The organism is Sulfuricystis thermophila (assembly GCF_004323595.1).
GTDB lineage: Bacteria > Pseudomonadota > Gammaproteobacteria > Burkholderiales > Rhodocyclaceae > Sulfuricystis > Sulfuricystis thermophila.
Genome location: NZ_AP019373.1, coordinates 1,256,734 through 1,272,001, shown reverse-complemented (window position 1 = coordinate 1,272,001; position 15,268 = coordinate 1,256,734). Strand labels below are relative to the sequence as shown.

Below are 15,268 nucleotides of genomic sequence, written 5' to 3'. Positions count from 1 at the left end.
TTGAAGCGGCTATCATAGCCGCCTCGTATGCGACTGCTCAAACGCTTATTATGGCTGGCCTTCCTGCTCGCGGCGGCTTTCGCCGGCTGGCTGGCCTGGTTCGCATCTGCGGCCATCCCCTTGCAACTCAACCCCGACGGGGTGGTGGATTTCGACATCCGTCCCGGTCTTGGACTCAAAGGGGCGGCTCAGGTGATGGCAGAGGCCGGTGTCGGCATCCGGCCGTGGCAATTCGCGCTGCTCGGCCGGCTGGCCGGCCGCGACCGTAACATCCAGGCCGGCGCTTACGAAATCGGCGCTGGCATCACGGCATGGCAACTGCTCGAAAAGCTCACCGCCGGCGACGTGACCCAGAGCCAGATCGTCATCGTCGAGGGAAAGACTTTCCGGGACATGCGCAGGTTGATCGACGCCCATCCCGATCTGCGTCACGACAGCAAGGAGCTGACCGAAACCGAGATCCTGCAGCGCATCGGCGCGACCGAAACGCATCCCGAAGGCCGCTTCTTCCCGGATACCTACCTGTTCGCCCGTCGTTCGAGCGATCTCGACATCTATCGGCGCGCCTACCGCGCCATGGAGCGCCGCTTGGCCAGCGCCTGGGAAAATCGCGATCCTTCAGTGCCTTATCGTAACCCAGGCGAGGCGCTGATCATGGCCTCGATCATCGAAAAGGAAACCGGCCTCGCCGTCGACCGCGGCAAGATCGCCTCGGTGTTCGTCAATCGTCTCAAACTCGGCATGCCGTTGCAGACCGACCCAACCGTGATTTACGGCCTCGGCGAGAAATTCGACGGAAACTTGAGGAAGCGCGATCTAGAGGCCGACACCCCCTGGAACACTTATACCCGCAGCGGCTTGCCACCGACGCCGATCTGTCTGCCGGGCATGGCCGCGATCGATGCGGCACTGCATCCCCCGAAGACCGATTTCCTCTACTTCGTCGCCCGCGGGGATGGTTCCAGCGTGTTTTCGCGCACGTTGGAGGAGCATAATCGCGCGGTAGCCAAATACCAGTTGGGAAAAAAGTGACGGGAAGGGGCAAATTCATCACGCTCGAAGGCATCGACGGCGCCGGCAAGAGCACGCATCTCGCCTGGCTGGTCGATTTCCTGCGTAGCCGCGGGCGTACCGTCGTCCAGACGCGTGAGCCGGGCGGCACGCCGCTGGGGGAGAAGCTGCGAGAACTGTTACTTAGCGAGCCGATGCATCTCGAAACCGAGGCTCTTCTGATGTTCGCCGCCCGTCGCGAACATCTCGAGCGGGTGATCTGGCCGGCCCTCGAGCGCGGCGACTGGGTGGTCTGCGATCGTTTCACCGATGCGAGCTTCGCCTACCAGGGCGGCGGGCGGGGTCTGTCCCACGACAAGATCCAGCAACTGGAAAACTGGGTACAAGGTGGTTTCCAGCCCGATCTGACGCTCCTGTTCGATCTGCCGGTCGAGATCGCGATGCAGCGCATAGCCGGCGCCGCACGGCAGCTCGACCGTTTTGAACAGGAGCAGCGAGATTTCCACGAGCGCGTGCGCGCCGCCTACCTCGACCGGGCGCGACAGATGCCCGAGCGGGTGAAGGTGATCGATGCCCGTATGAACTGTGCACGTATTCAGAATGAACTTGAAAATATATTCTCAACTTATTGATGATATTGAATGATCAGATCTGGAGAAGTCTGACGGGCGAGGGGGTGCGCCTGCCCCATGCCCTGCTGTTTGCTGGTCCGGCCGGGGTTGGGAAACGGGAACTGGCGGAAGCATTGGCGGCCCGGCTTCTTTGTGAAACGCCGCGTGGCGCCCATGAGCCTGCCTGTGGTCGCTGCCCTTCCTGCGTGATGATGGCCAATGGCCAGCATCCAGACTTTCGGCTCGTGCAGCCCGAAGCCGACAGCGCGGCCGAGGAGGGCGAAAACCAGGGTGAAGCGGAAAAGAAAAAAGCCAGTCGCCAGATTCGCATCCAGCAGATCCGCGAGCTGGAAGACTTCTTCCACGTCGGTGGCCATCGCGGCGGCGCGCGTGTGTGCGTGATCGATCCAGCCGAAGCAATGAACCCGATCGTGGCGAACTCTCTTCTCAAGATACTCGAAGAACCTTCTCCATCTTTTTATTTCATAATGATTTCTCATCGATGGCGCAATCTCTTGCCGACCCTCCTGAGCCGTTCGCGGCGCGTGATGTTCGGCCCTCAGCCCCTCGAACAAAGCCGGCGTTGGCTGGAAGAGCAAAAACTTGCAGGGGAGGCGAAATGGCTGCCATTTTTTGGTCATGCCCCGCTCCAGCTCTTCGATGCCGTTCGCAGCGGCCGACTGAAGGCCCTGGAAAAGTTGGTGAATGATTTGGAGCGGCCTGTCGAACCGCTCGCGCTCGCGGCGCGCTGGGAAGGGCTCGTGAAAGAGGGTGCAGGGCTCAGCATCGAGGATCTGGTCGTCACCGTGCAAAAATGGCTCCACGACCTTGGCATGTGCCGGGTCGGCCACGCACCACGCTATTTCGACCGCAATGCCATTGCGCCACTCGCACAGAAAACCACGTTGCCCGCATTGGTCCGCGCCCAACAGCAAATAGCCCAATTACGCGCCTGGGCCAATCACCCACTCAATCCGCGACTCTTTCTCGAAGACCTTTGCGTGCGAGCATTCAAGCCGCTCAATTCATGAACACGCCGCTCGTCGATTCCCATTGCCACCTCGATTTTCCCGAGCTTGCGGGAAATCTCGACAGCCTTCTGGCCGCCATGGCGCAGGCGGGCGTCGGCTGGGCGCTGTGCGCCGGCGTCACCTTGGAGCGTTTTCCGGCGATGCTGGCGCTCGTCCGTTCGGCGCCCAACCTCTTTGCCGCTGTCGGTGTGCATCCGGATACGGAATCTTCGGCACGAGAACCGGATATCTCAGCTTTGACCGAACTTGCCAATGATCCGAAGGTCGTGGCAATTGGCGAAACCGGTCTCGATTATTATCGCCTCAAGGGTGATCTGGAGTGGCAACGCGAGCGTTTTCGTACCCACATCCGCGCCGCCCGGATCTGCGGCAAGCCGCTGATCATCCACACCCGCTCGGCCGCGGCCGATACTCTGGGCATCTTGAAAGAGGAGGGGGGAGAGGCGGTCGGCGGCGTCTTCCATTGCTTCACCGAAAGCGCCGAGATCGCCCGCGCCGCGCTCGATCTCGGGTTTTACATCTCGTTCTCGGGCATCGTCACCTTCAAAAATGCGCTCGAACTCAAGGAAGTCGCAAAAATGGTGCCGCTCGACCGGATGCTCGTCGAAACCGATGCCCCCTATCTCGCTCCGGTGCCCTACCGTGGCAAGGTGAATCAGCCTGCCTATGTGCGGTTTGTCGGCGAAGAGATCGCCCGGCTGCGCGGGCAGGACCTCGATGCGATCTGTGCAGCCACGACCGAGAATTTCTTTAAGCTTTTCAGCCATGCCAGCCGATGAGAGCGCAGCCGATGAAAAAATACCTGATCCTGTTACTCGTGCATGTCTTGCTTGTCTTTCCCGCCGTCGCCGGCGTGTATGAAGACATCCTGCACGCGGCCGAGCAGAACGAGACCGACAAGGTGATCGACCTGTTGCGGCGCGGCATGGATGTCAATACCACCGATGCCCAGGGCAACACGCTGCTGATGATCGCCGCCCGCGAAAACAATCTGGAACTGGCGCGCTTTCTGCTCGACAACCGTGCCAACCCCAACCGCCGCAACCGTTACGGCGACACCGCATTGATGCTCGCCACCCTGCGCGGCCATGAGGCGGTTGCCAAACTGCTGCTCGACCGCAAGGCCGATCCGAACACGCCGGGCTGGACGGCGCTGCATTACGCCGCCTTCGAAAACCGCCCGCGAATCGCCGCGCTTTTGTTGGCCGCCGGCGCACAGGTGAATGCCGTGGCCCCAAACGGCTCCACCGCCTTGATGCTGGCGGCCAAACGCGGTCATCTGGAAATGGTGCGTCTGCTCGTCGGTGCCGGCGCGGAGCTCAACGAAATCGACAGCCAGGAAGGCACTGCGCTCGACATGGCCCGTAAGGCGAATCACACCGAGATCGTCGAGTTTTTGCAACGAGCCGGGGCTCGCTGATGAAAAAAACCTTATCAGCTGAAAGGGTTTCGCTTATATTTCCAATTTATGAACGAGTCATTGGTCCACAAGCCTATTTACGAACCGTTCGTTCCGCCGCTGGATGACTGGCAACCGGCTTTTTTCGATTGTCACGGCAGGCTCTGCCCTGTGTTGCCGTCCGCCGCGCATGCCGAACGTTATCTCGACTTCCTCAAACACCGGATCGCGCGGCAGCCCGCCGATCTGCTCGCCCACGTCCGGCGCATATTGCTCGCCCGCGAGTACCGGCAAAAAAAGGTTACCGCGGAAGCTTTGCAGGATCTATTCCGCGTGTTGGGAGACAGGGGAGCGGGCTTGCGCGCCCGCCTGCTCACGCTGTGTTTTCCACTGCTCGATAGCCAGAGTCTGAAGGGGTTGAGGCAATCCGCTGGTGCGTCCCGGCCTCTTCCCCCAGCCATCGTGATCCGTCAGGCCAATCGAGGAATCCCCACAAGTCAATCAGAGGGCGGGAATGCCACACTGTTGGCCGAGGCGCTGGATCATTTGGAGGCCGGGCAAGTCGATGAGGCACGCTCTTTGCTCGAAAAATACCTGCCAGCCAATCCGGGCGACGTCGGGGCGACGCGTCTTTTGCTGGACATCTACCGACGCGCACGCGATTACTCGGCAATGACGAGCATGAGAAAACAGATCGAGCCACTGCCAGAAGCCGTGCGCCCTCTCTGGGAAGCCACTGATGTTTCCCGCTAAGCTGTCATGAAACGCAAGACGCTGCCATTGACGGTCGACCTGTTGGGTGTCAATGAGCGGATGCGCAATACCTTTGCGATGGCCTTTGCCGGACCGGCGAAGGCCATGGCCCGCTTGGCCGATGGTGGCAGAGCCGACTTGGTGATCATCGATGCCGATAGCGTCGGTGCCCGGGAGCTTTGGCAGGCATTTCATGAAAAACGCCCCACCTGTCCGGCCATCGCCATTTCTGCCGCGGGCATCGAGCTGGAAGGCGTCGCAGCAACAATTGCCAAGCCAATCAGGATCGAACAGCTGATCGAAACCATTCGGCGACTGGCCGAACAGATCGAATCGGATTCGCAGAAAACTCCACCCCTGCCCACATCAGCCTCGATCGCCGCGCCTGTTGTCGCTCCATCTCCGGGGCTGGTGGCGGAAACAGAAGGCGAGGAGAAGACACAAAGGATTCCCACCTTGCGCCTGCAGCAAAGGGAACCCGAGACAGGCGAATCGCCGGCAACTCCTCCCGGGAAGGATCTTTCAGCGGTATGCGGTACGGCCGAAGACATCGATTGCAACGACGAAGCACAGGTAAGCAAACTGTTCTTGTCGCTCGAAGGTCGTTTGCTCGCAGCGCTGCAGATGGTGCTCGCAGAAGCGAAGCAGGACGATCAACCGATCGCTCTCAGATACAAAGAAAACACGCTTGCTATTTTTCATCCACGCGGACAAGCAGTGGCCGTGCCGGTTGGCGATGCCTCGCTCCAGCGTTTGAGCCAAGTGGCGTTTCCCGATGGGATGCTGTTTTTCGAGAAACTACCAGGCAATGGCGCCTCCGCGCCGGGGCCGATGGCCGTCCATCCGGACGTCCTGCTCTGGAAGGTGGCGGCCTGGACTTATCGTGGCAGATTGCCGACCAATCTGCCGCCGAACGTGCGGGTCTATCTGCGACACTGGCCCAACCTCACCCGCCTCTTGGAACTGCCGGATGCGATGCGCATCGCCGCACTGTTGAATGAGCAACCGATGAGCATGGGCCGGGTTGCCGAAGCCCTGCAGATTCCGCAACGCCACGTCTTTGCATTTTGCGCCTGTGCTCACACGATCGGCCTGCTCGATCTCGCCAAACGCGCCGCCGATCACCTGATCGAGCCGCCTCCAGCGCCGCCGGAACACGGAGAACGCCAATTCCTCGGCCGCATCATGCACTATCTGAAAGGGCTGATGACGCGATGAGCCAAGCCGCCCATGCCTTGCCGCCAGGCACACTGCTGCACGAATACCGTATCGACGGCGTGCTGGGCGTCGGTGCCTTCGGCATCACTTACCGGGGCTGGGACACGCACCTGAACATCCCGGTAGCGATCAAGGAATACTTTCCGGCTGACCTGGCGATACGCAAAGGCGAACGTGTCACGCTCAAATCGGCGGCAGACGAAGAGCTTTACCACTTCGGCCTCGAAGCCTTCGTCAGCGAGGCACGCATCCTCGCCCGCCTCAAGCATCCGAACATCGTGCGTATTTCGCGTTACTTCAACGCGCATGGCACGGCCTATTTCGTGATGGATTACGAGGAAGGAACGACGCTGGCGATGATTGCTCGCAGCCGGAAAGAGGGTTTCGATGAAACCTGGCTGCGCGGCATTTTCGTACCCTTGCTGGAAGGATTGCGCGCCATCCATGCCCAGAAATATCTGCATCGCGACATCAAACCGGGCAATATTTATATCCGCCAGGACGGGGTGCCGTTACTGATCGATTTCGGTGCGGCGAAACTTGAGTTCGGCGCCGCCACGAACTACGGTTACTGCGCATTGACGCCTGGTTATGCGCCGCTCGAACAATATGAGGATGGTGGAGTGCAGGGGCCGTGGTCGGATCTCTATGCCTTGGGGGCGACCCTGCGGCGTTGCATCACCGGCAAGCGGCCCGTGGATGCGAAAACCCGCTTGTTGGCGGTAGAGCAGGGGCTGCCGGATCCCATGGCGCCTTTGGCGAAAATCGCGGCAGGCCGTTATTCATCTGGCTTTCTTGAAATCATCGACAGCCTGCTGGCGCTGCGTCCGGAGCAGCGGCCAGCGAGTGTCGGTGCGGTTCTCGCCCAGCTTGAAACTGGCGAGGCCGCTGGCGCGGTGACCTCGACCATCGTGCCGTATGTGCCGCGCCAGCACATGCGCAACCACAAGATCCTGTTCATTGGGCCGGTCGGTGTCGGGAAGACGACTGCCATCGGCGCCTTGAGCGATGTGCCCGTGGTCGGCACCGATCAGACTGCCTCTGACATGACCCGATCGAGAAAGGAGAAGACCACCGTCGCGTTCGACTACGGCATCATGAACATCGGGCCAAACGAGCGAGTCCATCTGTATGGCGCACCAGGGCAGGAGCGTTTCGATTTCATGTGGGAAATCCTCAAAAAGGGCGTCTTGGGGCTGGTGATCCTGATCGACAACTCGCGCCCTTCGCCGCTCGACGATCTGGCGTTTTATCTGAAATGGTGTGCCGATGCCGTCGGCTCAGCGACGAAAATCGTCATCGGCGTCAATTTCATGGCGCTCGACCAACCTCACGACCTGGAGAGCTATTACCGTTTCCTGCTCGACGAAGCACGTGTACCCAAAATCAAGCCACCGGTGTTCGAAATCGACGCCCGCAACAAAACGGATGTGGTCATGCTGATCCAGGCGCTGCTGGTGACGATCGACCCTGGTGTGCAGGATTACGAATTGTGACTGACAACTCGGGCTTTTTCCCGCAACCGAAATTGGCACCCATGCCATCATGACGATCGTATTAACATACGCTATTTCTGAAGATTGGATCGATCATGCCTGATTACACCCTCAACTCTGGGGTTTATGTGAACGTCACGCCAGCGGGTGTCTATCGCGCCGTCGCCGGCAATCAGAATGATGCCGCCCGCGCACTGATTGGACGCTTGCTGTCCCTGCCTGAGACACCGTTGCTGGATCAGGCAAATCTGGCGGAACTCGCTGGTGGCAGCAGCGAAGCCGATTTCGTCGAGCTGCTCTATCGCCTACAGGAACTCGGCTGGCTGGCCGGCAGCAAAGACCGTCGCGAGGCTCCGGATCTCAACATGGAGCGGGATGTCCCACGCTTGCTCGCTGAACTGTCAGGCGCCGGCAAAGCTTTGCTTGCCGATTCGCAGGGTTTTTATCTCGCCAATGTCGGCTTCGTACACGAGGTTGTCGAGGAATTGGCGGCATTGGCGGCCTCCATCGCTTCATTACAGGCGCGCCATAGTGGCCTGCTCGACAAGAACTTACGGCTTCCACCGGGCGGTTGGGCGGCAGTCGATGCCGCCGGCAATGGCCAGCTCGGTTTCTGGCCACTGCTCATTGGTAACCAGAAGTTCGTATTATCGATCGCCGGTACACCGGCATTCGACCGTCCGGCGTTCGTCGATCTGGTATGGTGGCTGTCGCGCCGATATGCCGCACTCGATTTCGTATCCACATAGACAAGGAGACTTTCACATGCGTGAGGAAATGTTGCGTGCCGTGCTCAGTGATTTGAACGGCAGTTCGGCCGATATCATCGGCTCCGCGGTCGTTTCGACCGATGGCCTGATGATTGCCAGCCTGTTGCCGGCCAACCTCGACGAAGACCGCGTCGGCGCGATGAACGCGGCGATGCTGACGCTCGGCGATCGCAGCGCGAGTGAACTGGGCTGCGGCGCGCTCGAACAGGTGATGGTGAAAGGCAAGGAGGGCTACATTCTGATGATCCATGCTGGCGAGGACGCCGTGCTGTCGGTGGTGGCACGCCCTGGGGCCAAGCTCGGACTGATTTTCCTCGATGCCAAGCGTGCAGCCGAAAGCGTCAGCAAATTGCTGTGAGGTCGCCTTAACATGCGCGACATGACGCTTGCCGATCTTCACGGCGAAAGCGGCGAGGAGCATTGGCTCACCTATTACGACGGCTTCCGGCGACGGGTGTTCGTCACGCACCGTGAAGTGCCCTTTCCGGAGGGCAAATTGATCGTTTCGCGTACCGATCCATCCGGGGTGATCACCCACGCCAACCAGGCTTTCGTCGACATGTCCGGCTATAGCGAAGATGAACTGGTAGGGGAGCAGCATTACATCCTGCGCCATCCCGACATGCCCGCAGTGGCTTTCAAGGGGTTGTGGGACACGATCAGCCAAGGAAAGAAGTGGCACGGCTATGTGAAAAACCTGCGCAAGGATGGGGCGTTTTACTGGGTATACGCCACCGTCGTGCCCAATATCCGGGATGGACGTATCGTCAGCTATACCTCCGTGCGCCGCAAACCTTCACGCCGCAAGATCGAGGAAATGGCCGCCCTCTACAAGAGCTTGCTGCAGGAAGAGCAGGGGAATCGCCAATGAAATACACCCTCACCCTGAGCCCCGATTTCAACACCAAGTATCTGGCCGGCTGGTTCGTCCTCAACACCAGGCTGCAAAAGCAGCTTGGCCTGCCGCTCCATCTCGACCTGTTCACCGATTTTTCTGCCTGTCATGCCGCGATCGACGCGGGCAAGATCGACCTGATCTACGCCAACCCTGCCGACGGGGCAATGCTCCTACGCGAGAAACAGTTCGTGCCGGTGGTGCATCCGAGAATGCGGCCCGACGAAACCATCATCGCCGTACCGGTCGACAGTCCAGTCAACCGCATCGAGGATTTCCGTCCGGACTTGCGTGTTGCCGCCACCGACGATCCGGAAATCAACATGATCGGGCAGATCCTGCTGGAACCGGCCGACATCACGCCGGCCGACATCCAATACCAACGCTGCGAGAATTATGTGCTGGTCGCCAAGGCCCTGATGAATGGCCAAGCCGATGCCGGATTCTTCCTCGCCGAGACCTTTGCCGAACTCTCGCCGACGATCCGCAACAGGCTACGCGTGATCCTGAAAAGCCAGATACACGTCATCCATCATCTGTTCCTCGCCGGGCCGCGCTTGACAAACCAGGTAGACGAGATCAGGCAGGCGCTGTTGGCCATGAACGACACCGAGCCTGGTTTGCTGAAAGAGATCGGCGTCACCGGTTGGCAAGCCACCGATGCCGAAGAAGCGGAATTCATGGTCGACCTGATGGACACCCTGGTCGATTGACGACAATCCAAACACTCCCGGGACACACATGAAATTCGCCTCAGAGCTGTTTTCCGTCTGCCCGCACGACACCGCCAAGAATCTGGTCGGTTGGTACACCCTCAATACCTACATCCAGCGTCATCTCGGCTGCCGTCTGCACTTCGAGCCGAAGGACAATTTCATCCAGGAAAGGGCAGCGGTGCTGGCGGGCCCCTATCGGCTCGTCTATGCCAACCCGTTCAGCGCCGCGATCTTTCGCATGGAAAAGAACTTCATTCCAGTTGCCCGGCCGGTCGGGTTTTTCGACGAGACCTTTCTGGTCGGGCCGGCGTCCGGCGCCGATCTTCAACGTAGACCACTGAAGATCGCCTCGGCGACGGACAAACTGATCGTGCACACCCTGGGCCTCGAATTGCTCGACAGTCAGGGTATTCATCGCAGCGATTGCGAATTCGTCTTCAGCGGCAACCATCTCGCCGCAGCACAGGCGGTGATCCAGGGCAAAGCCGATCTGGCTTTCGTCTATAACGAAACGTGGCAGGGGATGGCGGACAAGACGCGCCAAGAGCTGCGCGTTCTGGCCGAAAGCCAAAGCAAACTGGCCTACCATTGTTTTTGCCTCGCGCCGGAGTGGCAGGACAAATTCCAGCCGCTGCTGGAATTGCTCTGCAACATGCACACCGATCCGCAGGGCAGCCGAATCCTCGCCGATCTGCATTTCTCGGGTTTCGAGCCAGCCGATATAAACGATATCGACTTACTTTCATCCATGATCGGTGTCGGTTTTTCACTTTGAAAGGGAAAAAGATGGAAGAGCATCACAAAACGTCATTCGCCGCTGTCGATGTCGGCAATGCGTTGCGTATCGTCCGCCCGAAACTGGGCAGCGAGGCCCCGATTGCGGTTTTTCGCTTGCTGCGGCTCGTGGTGCTGGAAGATCTCTTCGGTCCTGCCGCGGCGGCGCAGGCCTATCTGGCGGGCAAGAAACTCGGCGGGCAACTGGGTTTACAAAGCGTCGAGCAGTTTCTCGATCTCTGCCGGCAACTGAAGCTCGGCGAGATCAGCGTCGAAAAACTGAATGAAGGATTCAAGGTCGATGTGCATGAATGCATCACTTGTGCAGGAATGACGCCTGTCGGCAGGCCCCTTTGTTCGTTTGAAGGCGGCTTGATCGCCGGCGCGATCGGTTCGATTTTGCAAGCCAAAGTGCAGGCGCGCGAAACGTCCTGTATCGGCGGCTTGGGCAACCCGACCTGTGGTTTCGAAGTGAAGATACTGAACTGAACAGCAGGATTGCATTCGACACCTCGCCATAGAAATGATTTGACATAATACGGATTATGCGAAGTATTAGGCATCGATGGCTTGAGGGTTAGCGTGAAACGCCTTACGTGCCGACCTCAAGCGCTCATGTTTCATTGACCGTGGGTGGCACGAGGTCGTCGATGCGGCGTTAGGCCGCCCAAATATGCGTGCGAAAATCTGCGCTGGCGAGACGGCACGCTTCGCCTCACTGAAAGGATGCGCAATGTGTTGTGACCCTATAATGAGCCGATGAGCTCCATGCCGCCATTGTTGGACACCTACGGCCGTCCGGTACGCGATCTGCGCATCTCGATCACCGACCGCTGCAATTTCCGCTGCGTCTATTGCATGCCGAAGACGGTGTTCGGCCGCGATTATCCTTTTCTGCCGCGCAGCGATCTGCTTTCCTTCGAGGAGATCACCCGCATCGCGCGGTTGTTCGTCGCGCGCGGGGTGCGCAAGATCCGACTCACCGGTGGCGAACCGCTGTTACGCCATGGTATGGAAAACCTGGTCGAGATGCTAGCCGCGATTCCTGGCCTGGAAGTGACGCTGACGACCAACGGCTCGCTATTGGAAAAGAAAGCCGCACTCCTGCGCTCCGCCGGCCTCGCACGGGTGACGGTCAGCCTCGATGCCCTCGACGATGCCACGTTCAAGCGCATGAACGATGCCGATTATCCGGTGGCGAAGGTGCTGGCCGGCATCGAGGCGGCCGCACGAGCGGGCTTGGTGCCGGTGAAGGTAAACTGCGTCGTCAAGCGCGGCATGAACGACGACCAGATCGTTCCGCTCGCCCGGCATTTCCGTCACACGGGGCACATCCTGCGCTTCATCGAATACATGGATGTCGGCGCCACGAATGGCTGGAAGCTCGACGAGGTCGTGCCCTCCGCAGAGGTGCTGCGCCGCATCGGCGAGCATTTTCCGATCGAGCCGATCGATCCGAATTATCCCGGCGAGGTGGCGCAGCGCTGGCGTTATCTGGATGGCGCCGGCGAGATCGGCGTGATTTCCTCGGTCACGCGCGCCTTTTGCGACAGCTGCACGCGCATCCGCCTGTCGACAGAGGGCAAGCTCTACACCTGCCTGTTCGCCTCCAGCGGCCACGATCTGCGCGCCCTGCTGCGCAGCGGCGCCGACGACGCGGCGCTCGATGCAGCGATCGAAAGCATCTGGCAGCAGCGCAGCGACCGCTATTCGCAGTTGCGCATGGCGGCCACGCCGAATCTGAAAAAAATCGAGATGTCCTACATCGGTGGATAGCACGGTCACCGGTTTGATCCTCGCCGGCGGCGAAGGCCGCCGTATGGGCGGGGCCGACAAAGGCTTGCTCGACTACCGCGGCAAGCCGCTGATCGCCCATGTCATCGAACGTTTCGCCCCGCAGGTCGGCCGACTCCTGATCAGCGCCAACCGCAATCTCGATGCCTATCGGGCCTTCGGCTACCCGGTGGTTTGCGATACGGCAGACGAGCGTTTCGGCCCGCTGGCAGGCATCGCCGCGGGCCTGTCGGCCTGTACGACACCATGGCTGGCGGTCGTCCCCTGTGATTGCCCTGCCCTGCCTGTCGATCTCGTTCCCCGCCTGATGGCGGGCGTCGGCGCTCGATCCCTGGCGATCGCCGCCACCGCCGAAGGCACGCAGCCGACCTTCCTGCTCTGCCGTCGTGACTTGCTGCCCAGCGTGGAAGCCCGACTCGCTGCCGGCGAGCGCAAGTTGATGGCCTGGTGCCGCGCTCAAGGCGCCGTCGAGGTGGAATTCCCCGATGCGGTGGCATTCCGCAATCTGAATACGCCCGAGGAACTTGCCAAGGAGACCTGACCGCCTGTCCCACAAAGATTTTGGCCTCAGTGCTTGTGAAAAAATTCGTCGCGAGCGCAGCGGAATTTTTCACAAGCGCTTAGCCGCGGCTCACCCGGCTCACACCACCGATTTCCCCCAGCACGGACAATATCTTTTGCAGCTGCGCGGCACTGCCGAGCTCCACGGTGAACGACATGTGCGCGACACCGCCTTTCGAGCGCGTTTTCACCGCAGTGACATTGACTTTCTCTTTCGAGAGCGCTTCCGAGATGTCGCGCAGCAAGCCTTGGCGGTCCGCAGCCTCGATGAACAAGTCGCAGGCATAGCTGCCTTCCCGCTGGTTTCCCCAAGTGGCATCGATGACGCGCTCGGGGTTCCTCGCCGCCATGTTGCGGAAATTCGGGCATTCGACGCGATGCACGGAGACGCCGCGGCCGCGCGTGACGAAGCCGGCGATCGCATCGGGCGGCACCGGCTTGCAGCAGCGACCGAGCTGGGTCATCAGCTTGTCGACGCCGACGACGAGGATCTGCCCGCTCGACTGCGCCTTGGCCCGATGGGTGAGGATTTCAGGCACGGCTTCGGCGACCGGCGCGCCTTTCACTGCCGCTTCGATCGCGCGCGGACCGACTTCGTCGCGCGCCGCGGCGAGGAACAACGCATCGCTATTCTTGAAGCCGAGTTTGCGCGCCAGTTCATCGAGATTGGCCTGGGTGGCGCCATCGCGCTGCAATTCCTTGAGCACGAAGGCGCGGCCGGCGGCGAGCATCTCGGCTTCCTGCTGGGCGGAGAACCAGGCCTTGACTTTTTGCCGGGCGCGTGAAGAGAAGAGATAGCCGGGATTGAGCCAGTCGCGCGATGGTCCGCCGCTTTTCGCGGCGATGATTTCGACCTGCTGGCCGCTGGCGAGCGGCGTATTGAGTGGCACCAGCTGCCCGTCGACTTTCGCGCCGCGGCAGCGATGGCCGAGGTCGGTATGCACCCGGTAAGCGAAATCGAGCGGCGTGGCCCCCTTGGGCAGATCGATCACCCTGCCCTGCGGTGTGACCACGTAGATCGTGTCGTCGAGCGCGGCGCGCTTGAACTGCTCGACCCAGACGGCCGAATCGGTGATCTCGTCCCGCCAGGAGAGCAGCTGCCGCAACCAGGCGATCTTGTCGTCATAGGAAGAATCGGCCTTCGCGGGTGTGTTCCCGGCCTCCTTGTAGCGCCAGTGGGCGGCGATGCCCAGTTCGGCGTGGCGGTGCATTTCCTGGGTGCGGATCTGCACCTCGAGCGCGCGCCCGTCCTCGGCGATCACCGCCGTATGCAGCGAGCGGTAGAAATTGCCTTTCGGGTGCGAGATGTAGTCGTCGAATTCGCCGTGGATCGGCTGCCAGAGCGCATGCACGACGCCGAGCGCCGTATAGCAGTCGCGCACTTCATCGACGATGATGCGCAGCGCACGCACGTCATAGACCTGCTCGAAATCGAGGTGCTTCTGGCGCATCTTGTTCCAGATGCTGTAGATGTGCTTGGGCCGGCCATACACCTCGGCATGGGCGATGCCGGCTTTGGCGAGCTCCGCTTCGAGGCGCGCTACCGCGTTGCTGATGAAGGCTTCGCGCTCCTGCCGCCGTTCGTCCAGTTGCCGGGCGATTTTCTTGTAGGTGTCCGGCTCGGTGAAGCGGAAGGACAGATCCTCGATCTCCCACTTGATCTGCCAGACGCCGAGGCGATTGGCGAGCGGCGCGTAAATTTCCAGGCTTTCCCGGGCGATCTCGGCGCGTTCCGGCGACTCGTGGTAGGTGAGAAAACGCAGCGTCTGGGTGCGCGAGGCCAGCCGCACCATCACGACACGGATGTCGGTGGAGAGCGCGAGCAGCATCTTGCGCAGGATTTCGGCCTGGGCGGCGATGTTCTGGCCGCTGGCGAGGTTCAGCGGCTTCAGGTTCTTCAGGCGATACAGGCCATCGACCAGCAACGCGAGCGACTCGCCCCATTGGCCGGCGAGCTTTTCCCGTGCCTGCGGAAGGAAATCGGGCACCGCGAACAGGAGCGCGGCGAGCCGCGAATCGAGATCGAGATTCAAGCCGGCAAGGATCAGCGCGGCCCCCAGGCCATGCGCGAGTGCCGTCTCGCCAGAGCCGAGTTTCGCATCGCCATAGACTTCACGGGCGAAATCGACGGCAGCGAGCAACCGCCCTGCTCCCGCCTCAGGCAATCCTTGCGTGAGGCGGTCGAGTGTCGCGGCATCGATGCCTGAATCCGGCAGGGCATGGACAACGGAGACCATGG

At 60.7% G+C, this 15,268-nt stretch carries 17 protein-coding genes; 16 read left to right on the top strand and 1 reads right to left on the bottom strand.

Annotation, left to right across the window (positions count from 1 at the left end; all coding sequences use genetic code 11):
- Positions 1 to 27 precede the first annotated feature (27 nt).
- The 16 genes from mltG (at position 28) to mobA (ending at position 13,009) form a co-directional block, all read left to right on the top strand.
- Complete coding sequence (gene mltG / locus M52SOB_RS06410) at positions 28 to 1,032, top strand: endolytic transglycosylase MltG (RefSeq protein ID WP_131111098.1); 1,005 nt, start codon at positions 28 to 30, stop codon at positions 1,030 to 1,032.
- Positions 1,029 to 1,643: a dTMP kinase gene (tmk, locus tag M52SOB_RS06405; protein WP_131111097.1), complete on the top strand. Its 615-nt coding sequence runs from the start codon at positions 1,029 to 1,031 to the stop codon at positions 1,641 to 1,643. The genes mltG and tmk overlap by 4 nt, the downstream gene beginning before the upstream one ends.
- Positions 1,643 to 2,653 (top strand): DNA polymerase III subunit delta', encoded by a 1,011-nt coding sequence (gene holB, locus M52SOB_RS06400; protein WP_131111096.1) that lies wholly within the window; start codon positions 1,643 to 1,645, stop codon positions 2,651 to 2,653. Before tmk ends, holB begins: the two co-directional genes overlap by 1 nt.
- Entirely contained in the window at positions 2,650 to 3,432 is a 783-nt protein-coding gene (locus tag M52SOB_RS06395) for a TatD family hydrolase (protein WP_131111095.1), read from the top strand. The genes holB and M52SOB_RS06395 overlap by 4 nt, the downstream gene beginning before the upstream one ends.
- Positions 3,433 to 3,443: 11 nt before the next feature.
- Positions 3,444 to 4,073, top strand: coding sequence for an ankyrin repeat domain-containing protein (locus M52SOB_RS06390; protein ID WP_172601762.1), 630 nt, complete (start codon positions 3,444 to 3,446; stop codon positions 4,071 to 4,073).
- Between the two features lie 48 nt (positions 4,074 to 4,121).
- Positions 4,122 to 4,805, top strand: coding sequence for a tetratricopeptide repeat protein (locus M52SOB_RS06385; protein ID WP_131111093.1), 684 nt, complete (start codon positions 4,122 to 4,124; stop codon positions 4,803 to 4,805).
- A gap of 141 nt (positions 4,806 to 4,946) precedes the next feature.
- Entirely contained in the window at positions 4,947 to 6,023 is a 1,077-nt protein-coding gene (locus tag M52SOB_RS06380; protein ID WP_131111092.1) for a hypothetical protein, read from the top strand.
- Entirely contained in the window at positions 6,020 to 7,519 is a 1,500-nt protein-coding gene (locus M52SOB_RS06375; RefSeq protein WP_131111091.1) for a protein kinase domain-containing protein, read from the top strand. The genes M52SOB_RS06380 and M52SOB_RS06375 overlap by 4 nt, the downstream gene beginning before the upstream one ends.
- Before the next feature lie 95 nt (positions 7,520 to 7,614).
- Positions 7,615 to 8,268, top strand: coding sequence for a hypothetical protein (locus tag M52SOB_RS06370; RefSeq protein ID WP_131111090.1), 654 nt, complete (start codon positions 7,615 to 7,617; stop codon positions 8,266 to 8,268).
- A 16-nt stretch (positions 8,269 to 8,284) separates the two neighbouring features.
- Positions 8,285 to 8,647 (top strand): roadblock/LC7 domain-containing protein, encoded by a 363-nt coding sequence (locus M52SOB_RS06365; protein WP_126445233.1) that lies wholly within the window; start codon positions 8,285 to 8,287, stop codon positions 8,645 to 8,647.
- Positions 8,648 to 8,668: 21 nt separating this feature from the next.
- Positions 8,669 to 9,160: a PAS domain-containing protein gene (locus M52SOB_RS06360; protein WP_284155233.1), complete on the top strand. Its 492-nt coding sequence runs from the start codon at positions 8,669 to 8,671 to the stop codon at positions 9,158 to 9,160.
- Complete coding sequence (locus M52SOB_RS06355) at positions 9,157 to 9,897, top strand: phosphate/phosphite/phosphonate ABC transporter substrate-binding protein (protein WP_131111088.1); 741 nt, start codon at positions 9,157 to 9,159, stop codon at positions 9,895 to 9,897. The genes M52SOB_RS06360 and M52SOB_RS06355 overlap by 4 nt, the downstream gene beginning before the upstream one ends.
- A gap of 28 nt (positions 9,898 to 9,925) precedes the next feature.
- Entirely contained in the window at positions 9,926 to 10,675 is a 750-nt protein-coding gene (locus M52SOB_RS06350; protein WP_284155232.1) for a phosphate/phosphite/phosphonate ABC transporter substrate-binding protein, read from the top strand.
- A gap of 11 nt (positions 10,676 to 10,686) precedes the next feature.
- Positions 10,687 to 11,163, top strand: coding sequence for a V4R domain-containing protein (locus M52SOB_RS06345; RefSeq protein ID WP_131111086.1), 477 nt, complete (start codon positions 10,687 to 10,689; stop codon positions 11,161 to 11,163).
- 270 nt (positions 11,164 to 11,433) lie between these two features.
- Positions 11,434 to 12,450 (top strand): GTP 3',8-cyclase MoaA, encoded by a 1,017-nt coding sequence (gene moaA / locus M52SOB_RS06340; RefSeq protein WP_131111085.1) that lies wholly within the window; start codon positions 11,434 to 11,436, stop codon positions 12,448 to 12,450.
- The gene (gene mobA / locus M52SOB_RS06335) at positions 12,443 to 13,009 is read left to right on the top strand and encodes a molybdenum cofactor guanylyltransferase MobA (RefSeq protein ID WP_131111084.1); all 567 of its coding nucleotides are present in this window, start codon (positions 12,443 to 12,445) and stop codon (positions 13,007 to 13,009) included. The genes moaA and mobA overlap by 8 nt, the downstream gene beginning before the upstream one ends.
- Positions 13,010 to 13,088: 79 nt before the next feature.
- Here the strand turns inward: mobA and M52SOB_RS06330 are convergent, their stop codons facing one another.
- Positions 13,089 to 15,266: a RelA/SpoT family protein gene (locus M52SOB_RS06330; RefSeq protein ID WP_131111083.1), complete on the bottom strand. Its 2,178-nt coding sequence runs from the start codon at positions 15,264 to 15,266 to the stop codon at positions 13,089 to 13,091.
- Positions 15,267 to 15,268 lie beyond the last annotated feature (2 nt).